Annotated in this window: 18 protein-coding genes; 12 read left to right on the top strand and 6 right to left on the bottom strand. The window is 69.6% G+C overall.

Annotated elements, in window-relative coordinates:
- Positions 1 to 167: 167 nt before the first annotated feature.
- Together ABR737_RS35735 and ABR737_RS35730 are read right to left on the bottom strand one after the other, a co-directional pair.
- Positions 168 to 1,310, bottom strand: coding sequence for an FUSC family protein (locus ABR737_RS35735; protein ID WP_350257055.1), 1,143 nt, complete (start codon positions 1,308 to 1,310; stop codon positions 168 to 170).
- Positions 1,311 to 1,503: 193 nt separating this feature from the next.
- Positions 1,504 to 1,902 (bottom strand): VOC family protein, encoded by a 399-nt coding sequence (locus ABR737_RS35730; protein WP_350255233.1) that lies wholly within the window; start codon positions 1,900 to 1,902, stop codon positions 1,504 to 1,506.
- Positions 1,903 to 2,057: 155 nt separating this feature from the next.
- Between ABR737_RS35730 and ABR737_RS35725 the strand changes: the two genes are divergently transcribed.
- The 6 genes from ABR737_RS35725 (at position 2,058) to ABR737_RS35700 (ending at position 8,125) form a co-directional block, all read left to right on the top strand.
- On the top strand, positions 2,058 to 3,227 hold the full coding sequence (locus tag ABR737_RS35725; protein ID WP_350255231.1) for a helix-turn-helix transcriptional regulator: 1,170 nt from the start codon (positions 2,058 to 2,060) through the stop codon (positions 3,225 to 3,227).
- A 169-nt stretch (positions 3,228 to 3,396) separates the two neighbouring features.
- Positions 3,397 to 3,786 (top strand): SH3 domain-containing protein, encoded by a 390-nt coding sequence (locus ABR737_RS35720; RefSeq protein ID WP_350255229.1) that lies wholly within the window; start codon positions 3,397 to 3,399, stop codon positions 3,784 to 3,786.
- A gap of 177 nt (positions 3,787 to 3,963) precedes the next feature.
- Positions 3,964 to 4,917, top strand: a complete 954-nt coding sequence (locus tag ABR737_RS35715) for a phage baseplate protein (protein ID WP_350255228.1) — start codon at positions 3,964 to 3,966, stop codon at positions 4,915 to 4,917.
- A gap of 154 nt (positions 4,918 to 5,071) precedes the next feature.
- Complete coding sequence (locus tag ABR737_RS35710) at positions 5,072 to 5,968, top strand: helix-turn-helix domain-containing protein (protein WP_350255226.1); 897 nt, start codon at positions 5,072 to 5,074, stop codon at positions 5,966 to 5,968.
- Positions 5,969 to 6,668: 700 nt separating this feature from the next.
- Positions 6,669 to 7,883, top strand: a complete 1,215-nt coding sequence (locus tag ABR737_RS35705; protein ID WP_350255225.1) for a cytochrome P450 — start codon at positions 6,669 to 6,671, stop codon at positions 7,881 to 7,883.
- A gap of 41 nt (positions 7,884 to 7,924) precedes the next feature.
- Positions 7,925 to 8,125, top strand: coding sequence for a ferredoxin (locus tag ABR737_RS35700; protein ID WP_350255224.1), 201 nt, complete (start codon positions 7,925 to 7,927; stop codon positions 8,123 to 8,125).
- 114 nt (positions 8,126 to 8,239) lie between these two features.
- On the opposite strand, the gene ABR737_RS35695 is transcribed toward ABR737_RS35700, so the two are convergent.
- Positions 8,240 to 8,860 carry a TetR/AcrR family transcriptional regulator gene (locus ABR737_RS35695; protein WP_350255222.1) on the bottom strand — a complete coding sequence of 207 codons (621 nt, stop codon included), beginning with the start codon at positions 8,858 to 8,860 and terminating at the stop codon, positions 8,240 to 8,242.
- Between the two features lie 187 nt (positions 8,861 to 9,047).
- Between ABR737_RS35695 and ABR737_RS35690 the strand changes: the two genes are divergently transcribed.
- The 4 genes from ABR737_RS35690 (at position 9,048) to ABR737_RS35670 (ending at position 15,206) form a co-directional block, all read left to right on the top strand.
- The gene (locus ABR737_RS35690) at positions 9,048 to 10,526 is read left to right on the top strand and encodes an MFS transporter (protein WP_350255220.1); all 1,479 of its coding nucleotides are present in this window, start codon (positions 9,048 to 9,050) and stop codon (positions 10,524 to 10,526) included.
- Positions 10,527 to 11,163: 637 nt separating this feature from the next.
- On the top strand, positions 11,164 to 13,674 hold the full coding sequence (locus ABR737_RS35680; RefSeq protein WP_350255219.1) for an ATP-binding protein: 2,511 nt from the start codon (positions 11,164 to 11,166) through the stop codon (positions 13,672 to 13,674).
- A 197-nt stretch (positions 13,675 to 13,871) separates the two neighbouring features.
- Entirely contained in the window at positions 13,872 to 15,020 is a 1,149-nt protein-coding gene (locus tag ABR737_RS35675) for an RICIN domain-containing protein (RefSeq protein ID WP_350255218.1), read from the top strand.
- A 45-nt stretch (positions 15,021 to 15,065) separates the two neighbouring features.
- On the top strand, positions 15,066 to 15,206 hold the full coding sequence (locus ABR737_RS35670; RefSeq protein WP_350255216.1) for a hypothetical protein: 141 nt from the start codon (positions 15,066 to 15,068) through the stop codon (positions 15,204 to 15,206).
- A 107-nt stretch (positions 15,207 to 15,313) separates the two neighbouring features.
- On the opposite strand, the gene ABR737_RS35665 is transcribed toward ABR737_RS35670, so the two are convergent.
- Positions 15,314 to 15,682: a hypothetical protein gene (locus ABR737_RS35665; RefSeq protein WP_350255215.1), complete on the bottom strand. Its 369-nt coding sequence runs from the start codon at positions 15,680 to 15,682 to the stop codon at positions 15,314 to 15,316.
- Positions 15,683 to 15,863: 181 nt separating this feature from the next.
- Positions 15,864 to 16,274: a hypothetical protein gene (locus ABR737_RS35660; RefSeq protein WP_350255213.1), complete on the bottom strand. Its 411-nt coding sequence runs from the start codon at positions 16,272 to 16,274 to the stop codon at positions 15,864 to 15,866.
- Between ABR737_RS35660 and ABR737_RS35655 the strand changes: the two genes are divergently transcribed.
- Positions 16,273 to 16,464: a hypothetical protein gene (locus tag ABR737_RS35655; RefSeq protein WP_350255212.1), complete on the top strand. Its 192-nt coding sequence runs from the start codon at positions 16,273 to 16,275 to the stop codon at positions 16,462 to 16,464. The two genes, ABR737_RS35660 and ABR737_RS35655, sit on opposite strands and share 2 nt — an antisense overlap.
- A gap of 322 nt (positions 16,465 to 16,786) precedes the next feature.
- A complete protein-coding gene (locus ABR737_RS35650; protein ID WP_350255211.1) occupies positions 16,787 to 17,278 on the top strand; it encodes a YcxB family protein in 492 nt (163 codons plus the stop codon).
- A 1,659-nt stretch (positions 17,279 to 18,937) separates the two neighbouring features.
- On the opposite strand, the gene ABR737_RS35645 is transcribed toward ABR737_RS35650, so the two are convergent.
- Positions 18,938 to 19,552 carry a hypothetical protein gene (locus ABR737_RS35645; RefSeq protein ID WP_350255210.1) on the bottom strand — a complete coding sequence of 205 codons (615 nt, stop codon included), beginning with the start codon at positions 19,550 to 19,552 and terminating at the stop codon, positions 18,938 to 18,940.
- Positions 19,553 to 19,761 lie beyond the last annotated feature (209 nt).

The raw sequence follows: 19,761 nt of genomic DNA, 5'->3' as shown, positions 1-19,761 counted from the left end.
CTTCCTTTCCCTGTGCCTTACGGGGATCGACCGCTCCCGCGGTCACGTCGACGCAGAGGCGTGTGCCCCGTGACGGCCGTGCTACCCGGGGCGGCGGGCGAAGCGGAGCGGAGGAGGCCGTAGGGAGGTGTCTCCCCGAGCGGTGGGAGCCCGGGGCCCCACCGTCCTCAGTGGTCAACGTGGTGCTGGAGCACGTCACAGGTGTACTGGAACTCCTCCATGAGACGGGTGGCCTCGATGACCAGTACGCCGTAGGGGCGGGCCGGGTCGGCCAGCGGCAGGCCGTCGTGCTCGGCCTGTTCGGTCACCCGCCGGCGGCACTGCTGGGCCCGGTCCGCCAGCCGGCACAGCTGCGGAGCCTGGTCGTTCAGCTTGTCCTCGTCGAGACCGGCCAGGACCTCGGTGATCTCGCAGACGGATGCCAGGAAGTCGGCGTAGCACTCCAGGAAGGTCCCGTAGCGAGGGCTGCTCTCGTCCTCGCTCCACCGGTCCAGGCTCCGCGTCAGGGACCCCATTTGGTACAGCACGCGCTCCAGCGCCGCCAGAACCGCGTCGTAGCCCTCGAAGCCGGTACGCCCGCGGTGGCGGCGGAGCAGTCGGCGCGGGTTGTAGTGCAGGCTCTCCTGCGCGGTGTGCAGGCCTGCCCTCGCCTGGGTGACCAGCCCTTCCGTCCGCTGGGCCCGGCTGCGCCACTGTCCGGTGCGCTCCGGGTCGACCTCGTGTGCGCGCAGCGCGGGGTGCATATCGCCGACCAGGTCGGCGAGGGCATGGGCCAGGGTGTGGATACCGTGTTCGGCGCTGCGGTAGCGCAGGGGTGGCACCACGGCGACGTTGACCAGGACGCCGATTCCGCAGCCGATGAGGACCAGCAGGATGATCTGCCCGAGCTGGGTGACCTTCTCCAGGTCCGAGGTGGCGGAGATATAGGTGGAGAAGGCGAAGAACGCCGCGGTGGCCACCTGGGAGCCTTGCGAACCGAGCGCGGGCCACCGGCCGATGGTGAGCGCCACCAACGCCACCAGCGCGAAGGTCAGCAACTCGGGGCCGCCGAGAAAGCCCAGGGCTGCCTGCACCGCGACGCCCACCGCCACGGCAGCCACATAGCGCGAGGACTGCAGCAGTGACTGGTAGACGGTCACCTGCATGATCAGCACCGCCGAGAACGGCGCGAAGGCCGGCGACTGTGCGTTCAGCAGGTAGAAGGAGATGATCCAGGCGAGGGTGGCGGCCACGGTGCTCTTGCCGATGAGCAGCACCGTGTGGCGCTCGTACCCCTCCGAGCCCAGGGCCCGTCGCCACCACTGCCCCATCCTGGAGAGGCGGCCGTGTCCGGCCGGCTCCTTCCGCCGCTCGACGACACCATCGGCCACGCCAGTCCTCCGCTTCCTCAAGGTCCGCCCGGTCCGGATCTTCGATCTGCCCGGTACCCGCCCCTTGCCGCGCTATCCACGCCCGGCCGCGTGGTGGATCACTCCCCCGGGGCTCCCCCTCAGGGGCCTTGCCTCAGCGCTCCTGCCGCCGTACCGCCTCGGGAGTGACGGGCGTGAAGAAATTGATCAGATTCCCGTCGGGATCCCGGAAGAGGAGCGAGCGGTTGCCCCACGGCATCGTCGTCGGCTTCTGGACGAACTCATCGCAGAGGGGCGTCAGACGCTCGTACTCCGCGTCGACGTCGGCGACGCGGAACTCGGTGATCACCGTGCGATTGGCGGCCGGCCGGGCGCTGCCGGCGCCGAACAGCGCCACCGTGCGCTCACTTGCGAGCGCAAGCGTGCCCGACTCCGTCACGAGCTCGGCGAACTCGGGGGTCGACCAGGTCGCCGGAACGCCGGTGACCTGTTCGTAGAACGCGACGAGGCGAGCGACGTCATGGGTGATCACACGGAGCGAAACCAGATTCATCGGGGGACTTCCTGTCAGAAGTGACGCGTCCGCCAGAGGTGACGCGCCTGTCAGAGGTGACGCGTCTGTCAGATGACGCGGGATGAAGGAACGCCTCGCACGCTAGAACCCATACCGGACAGAACCCGCCCGGTATATGCAGCAGACTTGCCGAAGTGACCACATCGACCACCCGGGTGCTCGCCCTGCTGGAAATCCTGCAAGGGGGCGGCACCCGCACCGTTCCCGACCTGGCCGCCCGCCTCGGCGTCGACGAACGCACCGTCCGCCGCTACGCCGGCCACCTGCTGGAGCTCGGCGTGCCCGTCGACTCCGTGCGTGGCCGCTACGGCGGTTACCGGCTCGCCCCCGGCTACCGGATGCCCCCGCTGATGCTCACCGAGGACGAGGCCCTGGCCGTTCTGCTCAGCCTCCTGGCCGCACAGCGGGCCGGGCTGGTCGGCACCTCCGCCGCGGCGAGCGAGAGCGCCGCGGCAAAGCTGCGACGGGTACTGCCGAAGGCCTTGGGGCAACGGCTGGCGGCGCTGCCGGCGACGGCCGGTTTCACCGCGCGGCCCCGCCCCGCCGCCGCACCGGAAGCGGGCGTGCTGCTGGGACTTGCCGAGGCCGCACTCCATCAGCGGCCGGTGGCGATCACCTACACCGACCGGAAGGGCCACCGCAGCGACCGCACCGTCCTGCCCTACGGCCTGGTGGCGCATTCCGGACGCTGGTACCTGACCGGCGCGGACCCGGCCGCCGGGGAGGGGGAAGTGCGGACCTTCCGGCTGGACCGGATCAGCGCCGCCACCGTGCAGCCCGGCTCGCTCTCCGGCTCGTTCGCCGTCCCGGCGGCCTTCGACCCGGTGGCCACGGTCCTGGACAGCCTCGCGCGGACCCCCTGGAGACACGAGGTGTCGCTGCGCGTCCACGACAGCGTCCAGCACCTCCGCCGCCATCTCCCGGCCGACATCGCCACCCTGTCCACGATCCCGGCGACGGCGGCACCCGACGACACCGAGCCGACGGCCGACGGCGGCCCGACGGCCGGCACGGGCCCGGCACCCGACGACACCGACCCGGCGGCCGACACCGTCCGGCCCCGCTCCGACCACCACCCGGCCCACCCAACACCGGCCGACGAACCCACACCCACCGGATGGATCCGCGTCCGGATCCGCGCCGAGCGACTGGACTGGATTCCCCCCGTACTGGCCGCTCTGGACCGCCCGTTCGTCATCGAACACCCCGCGGAACTGCGCGCCCGCGTCCAGGCGCTGGCCCACCGCCTCGGCACGTACGCCGCCGCCGGCGAGGAGCCGCCGCCCCCTCCCGAGGCCGGCTGACGGGCCCGAGCACCCACCGCTGCCGGTTTCCCAGGGGCGCAAGGCGGGCCGCCGCGTTCCACTTTCTCCCTGGGACGGGCTGGGACACATCATCGGCCGGCTCGTCGGAAACGCTGAGCGACGCAGGGTCACGCTCCGGTGAACCTGCAGATCTCTCGAGGAGAATCCGATGATCCGACGCATGATGCGCAGCGGTGTGGTCGCCGCGGTTGCCGCCCTCGCCATGGTCCCCGCGGTGGCGTTCGCCGACTCCTGTCCGCACCCCGCCCCCGGCCGGCACTCCACGCAGCTGGACACGGCGACGATGAGGACCACTCATGCGTACGGCCGCGTGGTGACCCCGAACGACGTGCGCCTGAACGTCCGTTCGGGCCCGGGCACCGCCTACCGCGTGGTCGGCACCGTACGCGCCGGCCGGGTGCGGGCCCTCGCGTGCAAGACCCACGGCGGCTCGGTGCAGGGCCACCATCGCTGGTACCGGCTGACGCACCACCGGGGCTTTGTCTCCGCCCACTACGTCCACGCCTTCCGCGCCGTCCCGTGGTGCCGCGTCAGCTGACGCCGCCGTCCGCGGTGACACCGCAATGATCGCCGGCTGCCCGCCCGTTCGAGGGGGCGGGCGGGCAGCCGGTCCGAGTTCTTGGAGCGCGTGATGGTCACAGAGTCAGACATGCAGGGACCCGGGCCGCGGCCAGGGCCGGGGCCTGGACGCAGGGCCGTGTGCGGCCTGGGGTTGATGGCGGCGGCCGCCGCCGTGGTGCCGGCGCGGTGGGCGCTGGCCGCGCCGGCACCGAGCCGGAAGCTGCCCGCCCTGTCCGCGGCGGGCCGGCCGTTCCTCGCCGGGCGGCTGCGGCACGCCACGGTGCTGCAGTCCTTCACCGTCGACGAACGGAAGGGTCATCTCTACGCCCTGCAGGTCGTGGCGGGCGGGGTCCGGCTGGCGGGCGAGGAGACGGCTCCTTCCCACACCGAACGCGCCAGGAGCGGTGATCTGTGCCTGAACCGGCTCACCCTTGACGGCTCCGCGGCCGGACACATGTACCTGAAGGGCTTCGGGCACGGAGGCTCGATCGGGCTGGAGGACTCCGCGGACGGCGTCACGCTGTGGACGGAGTGGGATGCCAACCCGGCGTCCGGCTACGGGCGGGGGGTGTGCCGCTTCCGTTTCACGGACGGGCAGGTGCTGGAACGGGACAGCGGCGAACTCGGCACGTACCACCCCGTCACCGGCTCCACCAGCAACGCCCCTGCCCTCGATGTGACGCACCGGCAACTCCTGCTGCGGTACAAGAGGAACGGCATACCGAGGTTCGCCCTGTACGACCTGGACCGGTTCCGGGCCGGCTGGATCCTCCCGCTGACCGACTTCGCCCAGCCGGGCGCCGGTCTCGGACTGCCCTTCCAGGGCATGGCCGTCTACGGCAACTACGCCTACCAGCTCCTGGGCAGCGCGTACGGAACGGGGAATCCGGCGTCCTCCGGCGGCAACACCCGGCTCTACCGCATCGACCTGCGGACCGGACGTGTGGTGTGGGAGCAGCTGGAGCGGACGGCTCCGGGACTGTCGCCCCGCGAGCCGGAGGGCCTGGCCGTACTGCGGGACGGTGGCACACCACGGCTGTGCCTGGGGTTCGTCGAAGGCCCGGCGGGCGGCCGCCGGTTCCGTCTGTATGACAAAGCGCTCAGCTGACATATCCCGTTCGGTGCGCGCGGGGTGTCATCGGCCACCACGAGTGGGTACACATTCCGCCATCCGGGAGGAAACAGACCCCCGGATCCCCGGCCGGAACCGCTTGACGCGACCCTCCCGGCTCGGAGGCAGGTGGTGAGGGGAGGCGCACAAGGTGTCCCGCTGGCGACCGCTGCCCGACACGCTCGATACTGACGCGCAACGCTTGGCGAAAGAGTTGCGCGCCCTCAAGGAACAGACCGGGCTGAGCCTGGACGGGCTGGCCAGGAAAACCCCGTACAGCAAGTCCGCCTGGCACCGCTATCTCAACGGCGAGAAGCTGCCGCCGCGCAGTGCGGTCGAGGCAATCGGCCAGGTGGCAGGCGCGGACCGGGAACAACTGCTCGCCGTGTACGACGCCGCGTACCGGGCCCGGACGGCGCCCCTGGCCACTCCGTCCGCGGCGCCCACGGCTCCCCTCGCGGCGGAACGGACCGGTTGGTACCGGAAGTTCCTGCGCAGCGCCGGGGTGCTGCGGACCGCCGGGGCGCTGGTGGCGCTGACGGCGCTGGTGGCGACCATGGGAGCGGCGGCGGCGATCGTGGAGATCCCCGCACGGGCCGCACGGACGGACGGGGACGCCTCCCACGCCTCCCACACCTCCCACACCTGCCACGGCCACAGATGCCAGGGGCGGTATCCGTGGCGCCCCGGCTGCAATCGCGACGCGCGCGCGGAGAGCACCATCGTGGACACCACCTACACCGTGCGCCTCCGGTTCAGCCCGTCGTGCGGAACCGTCTGGTCAGAGGTGCAGCCACGCTCCGGCGGCGCGCAGAAGGTGTCGATCTGGGTCGGCCGTGACGCGCGGCTCACCTCCCACACCCACGGCCGCGAGGGCCTTGCCGTCAGCCCCATGCTGGCCACCTCGGACCTGCGGCAGGCCGTGGCGTGCGCAAAGGTGACGAACCGCGTGGCATGCACCGGCGCCATCGAACTGACCAGCCCCGCCCGCTCCCATGAGAGCGATGACTTCCCCGGCCCCAAGTTCCTTGACCGGGTGATGCGTTGAGGCGGGCGAAGGGTGGGGGCGGGCGGGCCGCCCACGCGTGACCCGTGGCCGGAAATCACCAGTGGGCTCGGACCAACGAAGCGACGGAATGGTTGTCCTGGATCCATGAATGGTGGGTGAACCGTTTCACCGCTGCACACACAAGCGTTGTGATCGTTCGGGTTTAGGCACCTTCTTGCGTCGATCCAGCAGATCGTGTCGCTTCACTCCCCGCCAGGGCAACGGGAGTTGCCGGAGATACGTGCCAGGCCATGACCCTCATTCCCCTCGGCGCCGGCCAGGCCCCTGCGACGCATCGCGCGACCGGCCGCGCCGCCCGGCCGCGCAGCCCGCCCGCCCGCAGGGCGTAGCCCAGATTGCCCTACGCCCCTCGACCCTCATCGGGAGCTGGGCCCGACGCCCCGGTCACGGGCGCCCACTTGTCGGCGGAGCGGGCGCATTCCGGCCGGAGCACGCGGAGCACATCCCACCCTTCCGATAGTCAGGTATCAGTTGTGCTACGCTCCTTGCGCAAACAGATAGCTGAGTATCACTTACTGGGGTGGGTGAACGGCCCGACGAGGTCGCTGCCGGGTGCGCCCGGTCGGACGCGGCCTCGAAGTCGAGCGGTTCGCCCGCGCGGCCCGGTACCGGTCGGCCGGCTGCGGCCGGCCTTTGTGAAGCAACGTCGTCCCTTGGCGTACGCCTGTGAGGAGAGACCATGACTGCACGTTCCCCTGCACCGCAGCTACCCTTCACCCGCCCCAACGCCCTGGATCTGGCCCCCTTGTTCGCCCGGCTGCGGGAGCAGGGGCCGCTGGCTCGTGTGACGACCCCGGCTGGTGACCCGGCCTGGCTGGTGACGGCCTACGAGGAGGCCCGCACGATCTTGAGCGACCGTCGGTTCGGCAAGGCGCATCCCGCGCCCGAGGAGGCGTCCAGGATTTCCTCCGCCGCGATCCAGGCCGGGCCCACCGGCAGCTTCGAGGACGAGGAACGCGAACATGCGCGGATGCGCAAGGTGCTCGCGCCCGCGTTCTCCGCCCCCCGGATGCGACGCCTGGCCGGCCAGATCGAAGAGCTGACCGAGCGCTGCCTCGACGACATGGAACAGGCCCGGGCCCGCAGTCCGCACGCGCCGGTGAACCTGCACGATTTCCTGTCGTTCCCGCTGCCGGTGCAGGTGATCTGCGAACTCCTCGGCGTGCCGCACTCCGACCGCGACCTGCTGCGAGGCTGGTCGGAACGGATCGGGGTGCTCGATGGCGGGGCCGACGCGCTGGAGGCGATGGCCGAATTCCAGGCGTACATAGGCCGCCTGGCACAGAGCAAACGCGAGCAGCCCGGCCAGGATGTCGTCACCGACATCCTCACGGTCCAGGCCGAGGACCCCACCTTCAGCGAGGACGACATGACCCGGCTGGCGGCGGGCCTGCTCTTCGCCGGCCACGAGACGACCTCCACCCGCATCGACTTCGGCACGCTGTTCCTGCTGAGCGAGCCCGGCCGCCGGGACCGCTTCGCCGCCCGGCCCGAGGAGCTGGTGGACTCGACCGTCGAGGAGATCCTGCGCATGTCCGCCCCCGGCGGAATCGGCCTCCTGCGCTACGCCCGCGAGGACGTCCCGATCGCCGGAGTCACCATCGCCCGCGGCGATGCCGTCCTCGTAGCGATCAACGCCGCCAACCGCGACGGTGCCGCGTTCGCCGAGCCGGACTCCTTCGACCCGGAGCGCACCCCCAACCCGCACCTCGGGTTCGGCCACGGCGGCCGCTACTGCATCGGCAACGCCCTGGCCCGCACCGAGATGCGTATCGCCTTCACCGCCCTCTTCCGCCGCTTCCCCGGCCTGCGCCTCGCCGTCGACCCGTACAGCCTGCGCGAGCACTCCGAACGGCTGCCCGGCGGCGTCGGCGAGGTCCCGGTCCTGTGGTGATGACCCCAGCCCCAAGTCCCCGAGTGCGAGGTGGAGACGGCATGAACGTGGAAGCCGACCTGTCCAAGTGCGTCGCGTCCGGGCAGTGCGCCTTGACCGCGCCCGCGGTCTTCGACCAGAGCGACGAGGACGGAAGCGTCATCGTCCTTGACCACACCCCGGCCCCCTCGGCGCACGGCCAGGCCAGGCAGGCCGCCGCCATGTGCCCCGGCGCCGCCATCTCCGTGCGCAGCACCCCGTAGAACGTGCGCAACGCCCCATGGAAGAGCATGACCCGGCGGGGGCCCTCCGCCGGGTCATCCTCTTCGGTTCAGCGTTCCGGGCGGCTTCGGTTCAGCGTTCCGGGCGGCTTCGGTTCAGTGTTCCGGGCGACGCAACGCGGGGGCGGGGTGGGCCAGGGGGCTGGCGGCAGCCGGGGAGAGGCCGTCCAGCATCAGCGTCACGTAGCGCCGCCATCCGCTCTCGCCCGGATCCATCGTCCACAGCACACTGACCAGCATGCCCATGATCCGGCGCATGTCCTCCGGCACGAGGTCGCCCCGGATCACGCCGGCCCGCTGCCCTCTCTCGACCAGCGGGGCCAGGGCCTCGAAGAACCGGTCGCCGACCTCTCCCATCAGCACCCCCGCGTTCCTGGCAGCCGCCAGCACGTTGTAGTCGCCGGCCGCGGAGGACAAGGCGGCCTCCATCACCACGGCCAGACCGCGGAGCGGATCCGTGTCCTGCTGGGCCCTGTCCACCGCGGGTATGACCTCCTCCGCGAACCGCTGGTCCAGCACCGCGCGCAGCAGGACCCCCTTGTCGGGAAAGCGGCGGAACAGCGTCGCGATGCCGACGCCGGCCCTCCGGGCGATCTCGTCCAGCTGGGCATCGGGGCCCCGCTCGGCGTAGACCTGGCGCGCGGCTCGGACGATTTTCTCGGAGTTGCGCGCCGCGTCGGCGCGCAATGGCTTGGGGGTATCGGTCGGCACATCCACACCCGCATCCTAACAAGTGATAGTTGACCATCGATTCGAGTTGACGACCCTTGCTTCAAAAACGATAGTTGACTCTTGATTGTGTTCCGGTGCGGCAGGCCCACCACGGCCGCGCCCCCGGAATCCGACCCGTGTGCACCGCGTCCGCGGGCTGCACCTCACCTTCTCCAAGCCCGAGGAACCCGCTATGTCTCATGCGCGCACGCCCGACCGCTCCGGCGGGTTGATCGCGACGCTCGCCCTCGCCGGCATCACCGCCTCGGTGATGCAGACCCTGGTCACCCCGCTGCTGGCCGACCTGCCGAAGATCCTCGACACGTCCCCCTCCAACGCGGCCTGGGTCATCACCGCCACCCTGCTGGTCGCGGGCGTGTGCGTCCCCATCACCGGACGGCTGGGCGACATGATCGGCAAGCGGCGCATGCTGCTGGCCTGCGCCGTACCGCTCACCGCCGGGTCCGTGGTCTGCGCCCTTGCCGGCAGCATCGTCCCGATGATCATCGGCCGCGGGCTTCAGGGCATCGGCATGGGCATGATCCCCCTCGGGATCGCCCTGCTGCGCGACGTCGTCCCCGCCGCCAAGCTCAGCTCCTCCATCGCCCTGGTCAGCGCCTCCATGGGCATCGGCGGCGGCATCGGCCTCCCGGTGGCCGCGGCCGTCGCCCAGTACGCCGACTGGCGCCTGCTCTTCTGGGGCGCCGCCGCCCTGGCAGCCGCCGTCACCGTCATGATCCTCACCCTCGTCCCCGACGTCCCCGCCACCGCCAAGGGGCAGCGCTTCGACGCCGTCGGCGCCCTGGGGCTGGCCGCCGGCCTCGTGACCCTGCTGCTCGCCGTGTCCAAGGGCGCCGACTGGGGCTGGGGTTCGGCCACCACCCTCACGCTCTTCGCGACCGCCGCCGTGACCCTCACCGTCTGGGGATGGTTCGAGTGGCGCACCCGTGAGCCGCTGGTGGACCTGCGCACCACCGCCCGCCCCCGCGTCCTGCTCACCAACCTCGCCTCCCTCTGCATCGGCTTCGGCATGTACGCGAGCATGCTCGTCATCCCCCAGCTCCTGCAGTTCCCCGAAGCCACCGGCTACGGCCTGGGCCAGTCCATGCTCGCCGCCGGCCTGTGGATGCTGCCCGGCGGTCTGATGATGATGGTCCTCTCCCCCGTCGGCGGGAAGCTCACCAACGCCCGAGGCCCCAAGACCACCCTGATCAGCGGCGCTCTTGTCCTGGCCGCGGGCTACCTCGCCTCCCTCCTGCTCGCCGGCACCGCGTGGGGTCTCATGGCCGCCCTGGTGATCATGGACAGTGGTGTCGCCCTCGCCTACGGAGCCATGCCCGCCCTCATCATGAGCACCGTCCCCCTCAGCGAAACCGCAGCCGCGAACGGCTTCAACGCCCTCATGCGCTCCCTGGGCACCTCCATCGGAGCCGCCGTCGTCGGCGTCGTCCTCGCCCAGATGACCACCACGGTCGGCGGCCACACCTTCACCTCGGAAAACGGCTTCCGCACCGCCCTCATCATCGGCTGCGCACTCGCCCTCGTCTCCGCCGTCATCGCCGCACTGATCCCCGGCCCCCGGACCGCTCAAGCCCGGCACGAAGCCCAGCCGACGCCAGACACCGAACCCGCCCCGAGGCCAACGGCGGGCGCACTCAACGGCGGCACCTGAGGCAAGGCCGGGCGGCATCCGAACTGGGGTGTCCACGACGAGCAGATCTCAGCAGCAGGGGTCCCCGGCTACCGGAACCGGGGACCCCGGCCGTCATGCCGGGGCAGCCTCCGGACTGATCACCAGGGCGGCGAGCGGGAGCGCTGTCCCATCCCGCACCCGGTGACCCACAGCTGAACTTCTTCGCAAGTTTGCCCGAGTGGCGTAATGGGACCCGCCTCGGTGCGTCTCCGCAGGTGGTACGCGAGGTTCAGAGGAGGCGGCGTGGTGCATTTCTCAGGGCGGCCGGTGGGCCGTGAGGCCGAACTGGCGAAGATGGCGGGATGGGCGGGGGCCGCGAAGGCGGGCACGGGTCAGGTGGCGTTCGTCGTCGGCGAGGCCGGCCTGGGCAAGACAGCCCTGCTGGAACTGGCCGCGGAAACTGCCGGGTCGCTGGGCATGCGGGTGCTGCACGCGGCAGCACAGGAGCGGGAACGGAGCGCCCGTTCGCGGTGTTCTCGGCCTGCCTGGCGGTGGATGCGGAATCGGCAGATGTCTGTCCGGCGCGGGCCGGCGAGATCCTGCGGGGCGAGGACCGCTACGGGATACCAGCCGGAGGGGCGAAGCGGCCGGGTCGGACTTCGCCGCCGTCGAGACGGTGCTCAGCCTGATCGACGACCTGTGTACGCAGCAGCCGGTGGCAGTGTTCCTCGACGATCTCCAGTGGGCGGACTCGGCGAGCCTGCTGGTGGTGCAACGGCTGCTGCGGTCGGTCCACCAGCTGCCACTGCTACTCGTCGGAGCCTATCGGCCGGTGCCCCAAGGGGAAGTCGACCGTCTCTCCCGGAGTCTGGCTCTCGGCAACCACCCGGTACTGGAGCTGGCCCCCCTGAGTCCGCCTGCCGTGTCGGCCCTGCTGGCCGGCCTGTGCGGCGGTGCGCCCGGTCCGCGGCTGCGACGCATGGCCGAGGGAGCGGCCGGAAACCCCTTGTACGTCACGGAGCTGGCCGCTGCCCTGCAGCGCGAGGACGCGATCGACCTCCGCGACGGGCTCGCGGAGGTCCCTGCCGACTGCCCGCAACCGTCGCTGACCACACTGATCAACCACCGGTTGCGGTATCTGCGCCACGAGGTGCTGCACGCGCTTCGCGCCGCCTCGGTGCTGGGAGCCGGCTGTACCCTCACCGAGCTCGCAGCGGTCCTCGACCGGCCGGCACATGAACTGCTCAGCATCGTCGCGGAGGCCGAGACGGCGGGAATTCTGCGGGCTGCCGGCGACCGGCTGGTCTTCCGCCACGACCTCATACGACATGCCCTCTACGACGCCGTGCCGACACCGGCCCGCGCCATGCTGCACCTGAGGACGGCGCAGGCCCTTGCCGGCGCCGGAGCGGTTCCCGAACGGGTCGCCGAGCATCTGCTGCCCGCGTCGCCTGCGTCCGGTGATTTCCTGACCGACTGGCTCCTGGGATCCGCGGTCCACCTCACCTCCCGGGAACCCGCCATGGCGCTCCTGCTGATCGGCCGGGCACTGGCGCTCGCCGACCCCACTGATCCACGCCGCGACCAACTCCAGCTCCACCGCGCCGTCGCGGAGCTCTCCACCGGCCGTCTGGCCGAGGCGGAGGAGACCGCCCGCTGCGCACTGGCCGGCCCCCGCACCCCGGGGCGGGAAACTCCGCTGCGGTGGGTCATCGTCCATGCGTCCTTCGCCCGCGGCCGCCCCGACCTGGCGCTCGCCGAGATCCACGCCGCCTGCGGCAGGCCGGGGGTACCGGCGCTCGAGGTCATCCGGTTCCGGGCGTTCAGCGCACTGTGTCGGTTCACACTGGGCAGGCTGCCGGAGGCCGGCGCTGTCGCGGCGGCCACCCGGCGTGCGGCCGAAGCGAGGGACGACGCGGCTGCCCTGGCCAACGCCCTGCACACCCTGGCGGCGAAACGCTTCCTCGAAGCTCCTGGTACCGAAGCCCTGGAACTCGCCCGGCACGCCGCCCGTCTCACGCCGCACCCGCTGCATCCGGCACAGCGGATCAGACGGCAACTCGCCCTGGCCAACAGCTATATGGACCTCGACCAGCACCAGGACGCGCAGCGCACCCTCGCCGCCGTCCAAGAGACGACCGAGCACACCGGAGGCAGCTACCTGCCCTGGTACCACCTCTCCTGTGCCCTGCTCGCATTCCACGCCGGCCGCTGGGACGACGCTCTCGCCGCGACAGAGGCCGGGCTCGCCCCCGGCAAGCACCTCGAGATGCGCCGGCCACTGCGGGCGGTGGCAGCGCTGATCTCGCTGCACCGCGGCCGGCAGTCCGCCGCCGAGGCTCATCTGGCCGCCGCGGCCCCGGCGACCGACAGCGGTACCGTCACCTGGTTCTACGAATGCCTGCCACTGCGCGCCCAAGCCCTCGCGGACGAGACCCGGGGCCATCCCGAGCGCGCCTACGCCCGGCTCACCGCCGCGTTCGACCGTGGCGTGGGCGGCCAGCTGCCGGGCCAGTTGATCCTCGGCTTCCTGACGCCCGATCTCGTACGACTCGCCCTGACCCGCAACGACACCACGAACGCACTGCGCTACGCCGAAGCCGCACGCAGACGGGCCGACCACAGTGGCACCCCGTACCACCTCGGAGATGCCCTCCGGTGCCAGGGGCTGCTGGCCGGGGACCCGGATCTGCTGCTGGAGGCAGCCCGCTGCTACCGGCAGGCACCCAGGCCGCTGAGCGAGGCACACGCCTGCACCGACGCGGCCGAACTACTGGCCCAGCAGCGGCGACCGGAACGGGCCCGCGCCCTGCTCGACCAGGCATGGGAGATCTACACACGTCTGGACGCCCAGTGGGACGCGGCCCGCGCCCTGTCCCGCCTGCGCGCCCACGCCATCCACCGCAGCGCACGCAGACCGCGCAGCAGTACCCGCCACGGATGGGAGGCGCTGACCGACACCGAACACATCGTCGCCGCCCACGTCGCCTCCGGACACTCCAACCCCGAGATCGCGGCCCGTATGTACCTCTCGCGGCGCACCGTCGGCTCCCATGTGTCGCACATTCTCCGGAAGCTGGGGATGACCTCGCGGGTCGAACTCGCCGCCGAAGTCATCCGCCGCAGGAGCACGGACGATCCGCCTGCGCCGGACAGGCCGCGGGACACCGCGGTCCGGCTCACGTAACTGAGGGCATGTCCGTCAAGTGACGGATGTACAGCCGGCCGCCCGCGCCTATGTTGACAGCCCCACGGCCGACCAGGCCCACGGGTGAACTGCCGCCCGGTCAGGGCGGGGTCTTCGGCCTGGAGACCGTGCCACAGGCACCGCTCGGGGTCAGCTGACCAGGCCCCGGAGCACTTACGGAAAGAGGAACGGCCACCATGACCGTTGAGATGATCCCCCGGAGACCGTCATCGCGGAGGACCGCCGCGATGCTGACCGTCCCCGTTGCGGCGCTGGCACTCGTGTTGGCGCCGCACAACACGCCGGCCGCGCACGCGGACACCGACGGCCTCATCAGTCAGCTCTCTGCCCACATTTCACAGCGTGACAGCAGCTTGTGGCTCAACCGGGCCTACGAGCACGCCGACGGGACGGTCTATGACCTCGTCACCTCGTCGCCGCCTCAGCAATTCACGATCGATCCCCATGACGACGGAACCTTCCGCCTGATCAACGGCGTGTCCAGCAAGTGCGTCGATGTGGCCACCGCTGCCTACGCCGGTGACCTCACCGAGTCGGACTGCGCTGATGCCGCCGCGCAGAAGTGGTATGTACAGCCGGTGAGCGACGCGCCGGAGGACGCAGAGAGGTTTCTGATCCGCCACGTCGGCGATGACAAGTGCATGGTCCCCGGGGCCGTGACCTCTTCGGCCACGGTCGCAGTCCGCGCCTGCAAGAGCAACAACGCGGCGCAGAACTGGCGCATCGCCGCACCCGTGCGCGAGCTGCGCACGATGGCCGTCAAGTACGCCCTGAAGCAGTTCGACGCCAAGTCAGGCGTCGTCCCGAGGGCCGAGTACAAGGTGGACGACAGCACGACGGCGACCCTCGGTGACTTCCAGAACGTGACAGCCGACGGCGGGCGGATAGTGAACGGAACCAGCGAAACCATGGACAAGATGACGAATTGGAGTCAGACCACGGGCCACACCTACACCGCGGGCGGATCCGTCACCACCACAACAGGCGTGACCCTCGGTGCGAGCGACGGGCCGGTGAAGTTGAACGTCGACGTCGCGATCCAGGGGAACTGGTCGAACAGCTGGCGGACGGACAACACGCAGGGCGGATCCGCCACCATACACATCAAGCCCAATCAGTACGGCTGGTTCCTGCGCGCCCAGCTGACGAAGAAGGTGACCGGCACCTGGACGATGACCAACGACGTGGGGAACTCGTGGACGGGCGTCGGCACCGCCACGGTCCCGGCCAAGGAGGGGACCGACGGCAAGAACAGCGACCTGATCGGTTGCAGCTCTGACAGCGACCTTCAGGTCTGCAAGGACCACGATCCCGGACGCCCGTAACACCGTCACCGCCCCCTCGGCAGCCATACGGCCACCCGCCGTCCGGTGGCCGCATGGCTCGCCGTGGACCAGGCAACGCTGCGGCTGCCCGGCCCCGAGCTGCACCGGGGGCACGGGCCGGCGGCGGCCCACGCACGGGCCGCCGCCGGAGTGACCACCACACCGCTCGTACGCCGCCGCGCATGAAGCCGGCGTCGCCGAGGCAGGCGAGACGAGAGCACCTGCTGATCGGCCTCACGACCCGATCCCCCGACGGCCCCCCACGCCACCCGTCAGGGTGATCTCGCCCGAACTCAATTTCCCTCCGGGGGAAAGGCAGTTCGACGCCAAGGTGCCTTCCTCGCCCCCTGGGCGTCCTCGTGTTCCGAATGGCTCGGTCGCGGCAGTGGTTTCCGCCAGCGGACGAATAGGTCCTGGTCCCCCGTTCCAGTGCGGAAGTCGCCGGCTGCGATGTCGCGGGCGTGCGGCCAGGTGGTGTCGGGTGGTTTGACGAGCTGCTTCTCGGCGTGCAGGCCCTTGGCGTCGACGTTGGTGTAGAGCGTCACTTCACCGTCGGTCCAGGTGACCATGAGGTCGTCGCTGCGCGTGTTACCGCCGCCGAAGCGTCCGGCGTTCATCGTGCTCGCATGGGTCCAGGTGTCGTTGGGGCCCTTGAGCTCCACCTTGTGCGTCAGCTTGGTGCTTTCGTTGACGTCCTTGTAGAGGGTCAGCCTGCCGTCCGTCCAGCGGACCAGGAGGTCGTAGTTCGCGTCACCGGTGAAGTCGCCGGCGGTGATGACCGCGGCCTGCTGCCATGCCTTGTCCTTGACGAGCTGGATGTCCTTGCCGAACCCGTACGCGCCGTTACCCGGGTAGAGGGAGCTCGCCGTCGGACCAGCGCACGATCAGGTCACTGACATCGTCGCGCACAGAGGCGGTATGGAAGCGGCCGGTCGTCATGGCCCTGGCATGAGTCCAGGTGTCGGCGGAGCCCATGGACGCCCCGGTCTTGCCCGGGCCCGGATCCGACGGCATGCCCGTGACGGCCTGCCGGTAGAGCCGGAAGACGTCCTCGTCGAATTGAGAGGTGTAGCTGGTGTGATCGTAGGGGCCGCCGGTCTTGTAACCGCCGATGATGCCGATGAGGTCGCCCCGTCGGCCGTCGAAGTTCTCCAGGAACGGACCGCCCCTGCTCGCCGGCGCGTTCCGTAGAAACGTTCCCACGATGCCCGCGGAGGAGCGCAGGAGAGTCCTCGGCGTCCTGGAACGCATCATGGCTACCAAAGGTCACGAGGACCGCACCGCAGTGGGAACCGGTTTCCTCGAACCGCTGTTGATGGCTTGGGACAGAGGGTTTGATCTTCATTTGATCTGGGGAGAACTGGGCCGGGAATCTCGGTCTTTCTGCCTGGAACTCAACGAGTTCTGGGGCGTGAAATCTCCCGACTGGATGCGCGGGGAGTAACCCTGCGCGCAAGGGAACGGCCCCTTCATCGGCGGCGGGGGCACCTGACTCCCGCCGCCCTTGCACCGACCGCAAGGGCCGTCCCGCCATCCCTGATGGCCTGAGACGGGGGCACGGCGCCGTAGCCGCCGTCGTGCGCCCGCTCAGGGCTGTCCCGTAATGATCTTTGGCTTTTGTGTGAACCAGGGTGCCGCAGGAGGGGGCACCATCCGATTTGCCGCGTGCAGTAGCTCAGCACGGCCCATCGAGCCAACGGCGGCTGGCAGTGCCTCCGGTACTCTGGCGCGAATTCCGACTGGCCCCGAAGGAAGCTCCTCACCCCATGGACATCTCCGCCACGTTTCACCTGACCACCCGCGAGTACCGCGGAGTGATACGGAAATCACCGACCATTCGCGGGATGTTGATCATCTGCGCGCTGATGGTTGTGGTTGGTCTGATCAGCCTGCTGTCGGACCGTCCGGCGATGACGCCCTTCTGCGTCGGTCTGGGTTTGCCAGTGTTCCTGGAGGTGGTCGTCCGCCTCGCGCCTCGCAGATCCGCAGCGCTGTTCGCTGAGCCGTGGACGGTGCGTGTCACCGAGGAGACGTTCGCTCTGCGAACCGCAGTCAGTAAGGCAGAGATCGGCTGGGATGCGTACCGCGAGGCCTGGGAGCGCTCCGGATTCTGGTTCGTGCGGCAGATCAGCGGGGCGTCCAGCTTCATCCCGAAACGGGCTCTCGACGATGCTCAGCAGGCCGAGCTCGCCGAATTCTTCGCCCGGCGGCTGCCTCCGCACAAGATCCGCTGGTACAGCCCTCGCTCCTGGCGATAAGGCATACGGTTCGGTCCGTGATCCATGGCCCGCATCAGTTTGACGGGACACGGAGGCTGCCTGACGACTGGTACCCCCAGAGAGCGGGCCGCCATTGAAAAAAGGGGCCCTTCCCGTACGAGGAAGGGCCCCTCTGGCAGAGCGCCCGGCAGGCCTTGCACCTGCATCTCCCACCGGCTGGTGGACGTCCTTCCTTGGACCACAGACGCGGGGCTGCGGCCTGCGGGCCGAAGCTTCATCATGATCATACTGCATCGGTGCGGCCTGACGCCGGGCCGGCGTCTCCTGTCGGTCGATCCGGCCCTGAAAGCCGACGGAACCCCCGCGAGTGGCTTCAAGAGGGGCTGGTGTACGTCCGCCATGTATCGCGCACGGCCTGAGTCCGACGCGGATACCGGCATTCTCATGTGCCGCGGCTGCCCATTGCGTCGCGGTCCATCTGCCGCAGGGCGGATTCCTTCTGAGGCGCACGCTGGCCTGAGTAGGGTCGCACCAGACCCATTCGAACTGGGAGGCAGCGTGGTGCAGTTGGTACGAAGGCAGGAGTTGCAGGGGGCCGGCTCACCTCCGCCTGAGCGATGACAGAGCGTCAGGCTTAGAGAGCCGCGGATCAATCCGCCCTTTGGTGACCTCACATCCAGCACCGCACTACGCTGCTCGCCGTCCAGCGGCTACTAGGTGTCCTGTCCGGGGAGGTTGTGGACGGTGAACCGCGTTCTGGCATCGAGCGATACGCCCGGGGGTGGTGCCCTCCTCACGGGCGGAGGTGATCCGCTCCTGACGGTGTACGACAGCACAGCGTGGCGTACTCTCTGCGCAGGCGGAGGTGAGCCGTTGACCGGCACGGGCGGGGCCCTCGGCCAGTGGCGCTCTCCACACCTGACGGCACGTCAGGAAAGTCGGCGTTGAGTCAGCATGCACCCTGCCAGAGGTAGTGACAGGTGGCGACACATGCACATGCATGCACATGCACATGCACATGCACATGCACCAATCCGACCTGTACCACCTCTGAGCTGCAAAGATGCTGGCCAACCCAACACCGCCACCAACCTGGTGCCAATGGAAGCCGAAGAGACACGGCAAGGCATCGTTGCAGGTCAGAGGGCATTTCGAGGTCAGCAAGTCAGCACAAAGTCAGCATCGGCGGCGCTACGCCGGGAAACAGGCCGACTCCCGGGGGTCATGTGGCACGCGGTGACCCAGACCTCGACAGCGTTCAGGGTCGAGACTCGATGCCAGTGATGGCACCACAGTAGCAACCCTGCAGGGGTCCAAACACCTGTGGTTTCGGAGGGAGTTGGCGCCACCGATTCCGACGGTGCGGTGCACCGAGTACGCACCGTGTGCGGGGTGCGCTTCGAGGGCCTGGCTCAGGGCGACGGCATTCAGCTGGTGAAGGACGTCCGTGACGTGCTCAGAGAAGGAGTAGACATCCTCGCATCCTGGAGCCGCGTGTCCCCTGAGTGACGGGAATGTCCTGGCACACGCCCACAGCCCCCGGTCGGGAGCAGCGATCACTGTTCCGCCCCAGCCGTTGTCAACTGGGGCCTCTAACGTCGTTCCCGCATCCTCGTCACGAACATAACCGCAACGCATCACCGCAGAACGTGAAACGGTCTGCCGACTCCCTCGGCAGACCGTCACGAAAGCTCGAGGCTAGAACTTCCCGGGCGGGCGCACCAAGTCCCGCATGAGGATGCGTTCTTCTGCGGTGAAGTCCTTTTTGGGTTTGACCCTCACCTCGGACACGGGTGCCTTGTTCACCTTTTCCAGCCAGCTCGTCCGCACGTCGGTGAGGAACGTAACTTCAAACGTTCCCGTTTTGTGCCCGAAGCCGAGCACTGTCGACGCGGCCGGGGTGGCGGCATTAAGCACGATGTAGTGGTTCGTGATGTCCTTGGTGCTCTCCACCCAGGGAACCTCGCTGCCGACCGTCCAGACTCCGCTCTTCTTCTCCCACAGGAAGGTCCGCGCGGAGGGAATTGCCATCTCGTAGTTGAAGTCGTCCTCGAACGACCCGTCGAAGATCCGGGCCGTCGCGAGCGCGAAATCCCGTCCCGTTGCCCTCAGGTATTGCGCGTAGGCGTTGACGTCGTCATTGGCCTGCTGCTTGATGTCCTGCATGAGCCTCGCCCATACCTGCTGTGCATTGATATCGGGGAGCATGCCCCCGATCCAGGGCTTTCGCACAGTCAGACCGTCGTTCAGCCGGAGTGCGGCCGATCCCCAGCGATTCTCCTTCTCACCCCTGAAACACGTCATATTAGCCATACAAGCCTCCGGTTCAGCAGCGTACGAAACGGGGAGAACGTGCCGAGGACACTACCGAAGCGCAGAGCGAGATCGCAGCAGCGCGATCCGGCCGACATATACGCACCGAAGTCGCACCACTCGATGAAGTTGCCGGGCGCCCCTGCCAGGAGTGTGCGGCGCGTCGAGGTCAGAAGCCCTTGACCTTCGGCTTGTAGCCAGGCACGGCT

It is taken from the genome of Streptomyces sp. Edi2, assembly GCF_040253635.1.
GTDB lineage: Bacteria > Actinomycetota > Actinomycetes > Streptomycetales > Streptomycetaceae > Streptomyces.
Note: the sequence above shows the minus strand (reverse complement) of the source record. Positions and strands in the feature narration are given on the sequence as shown.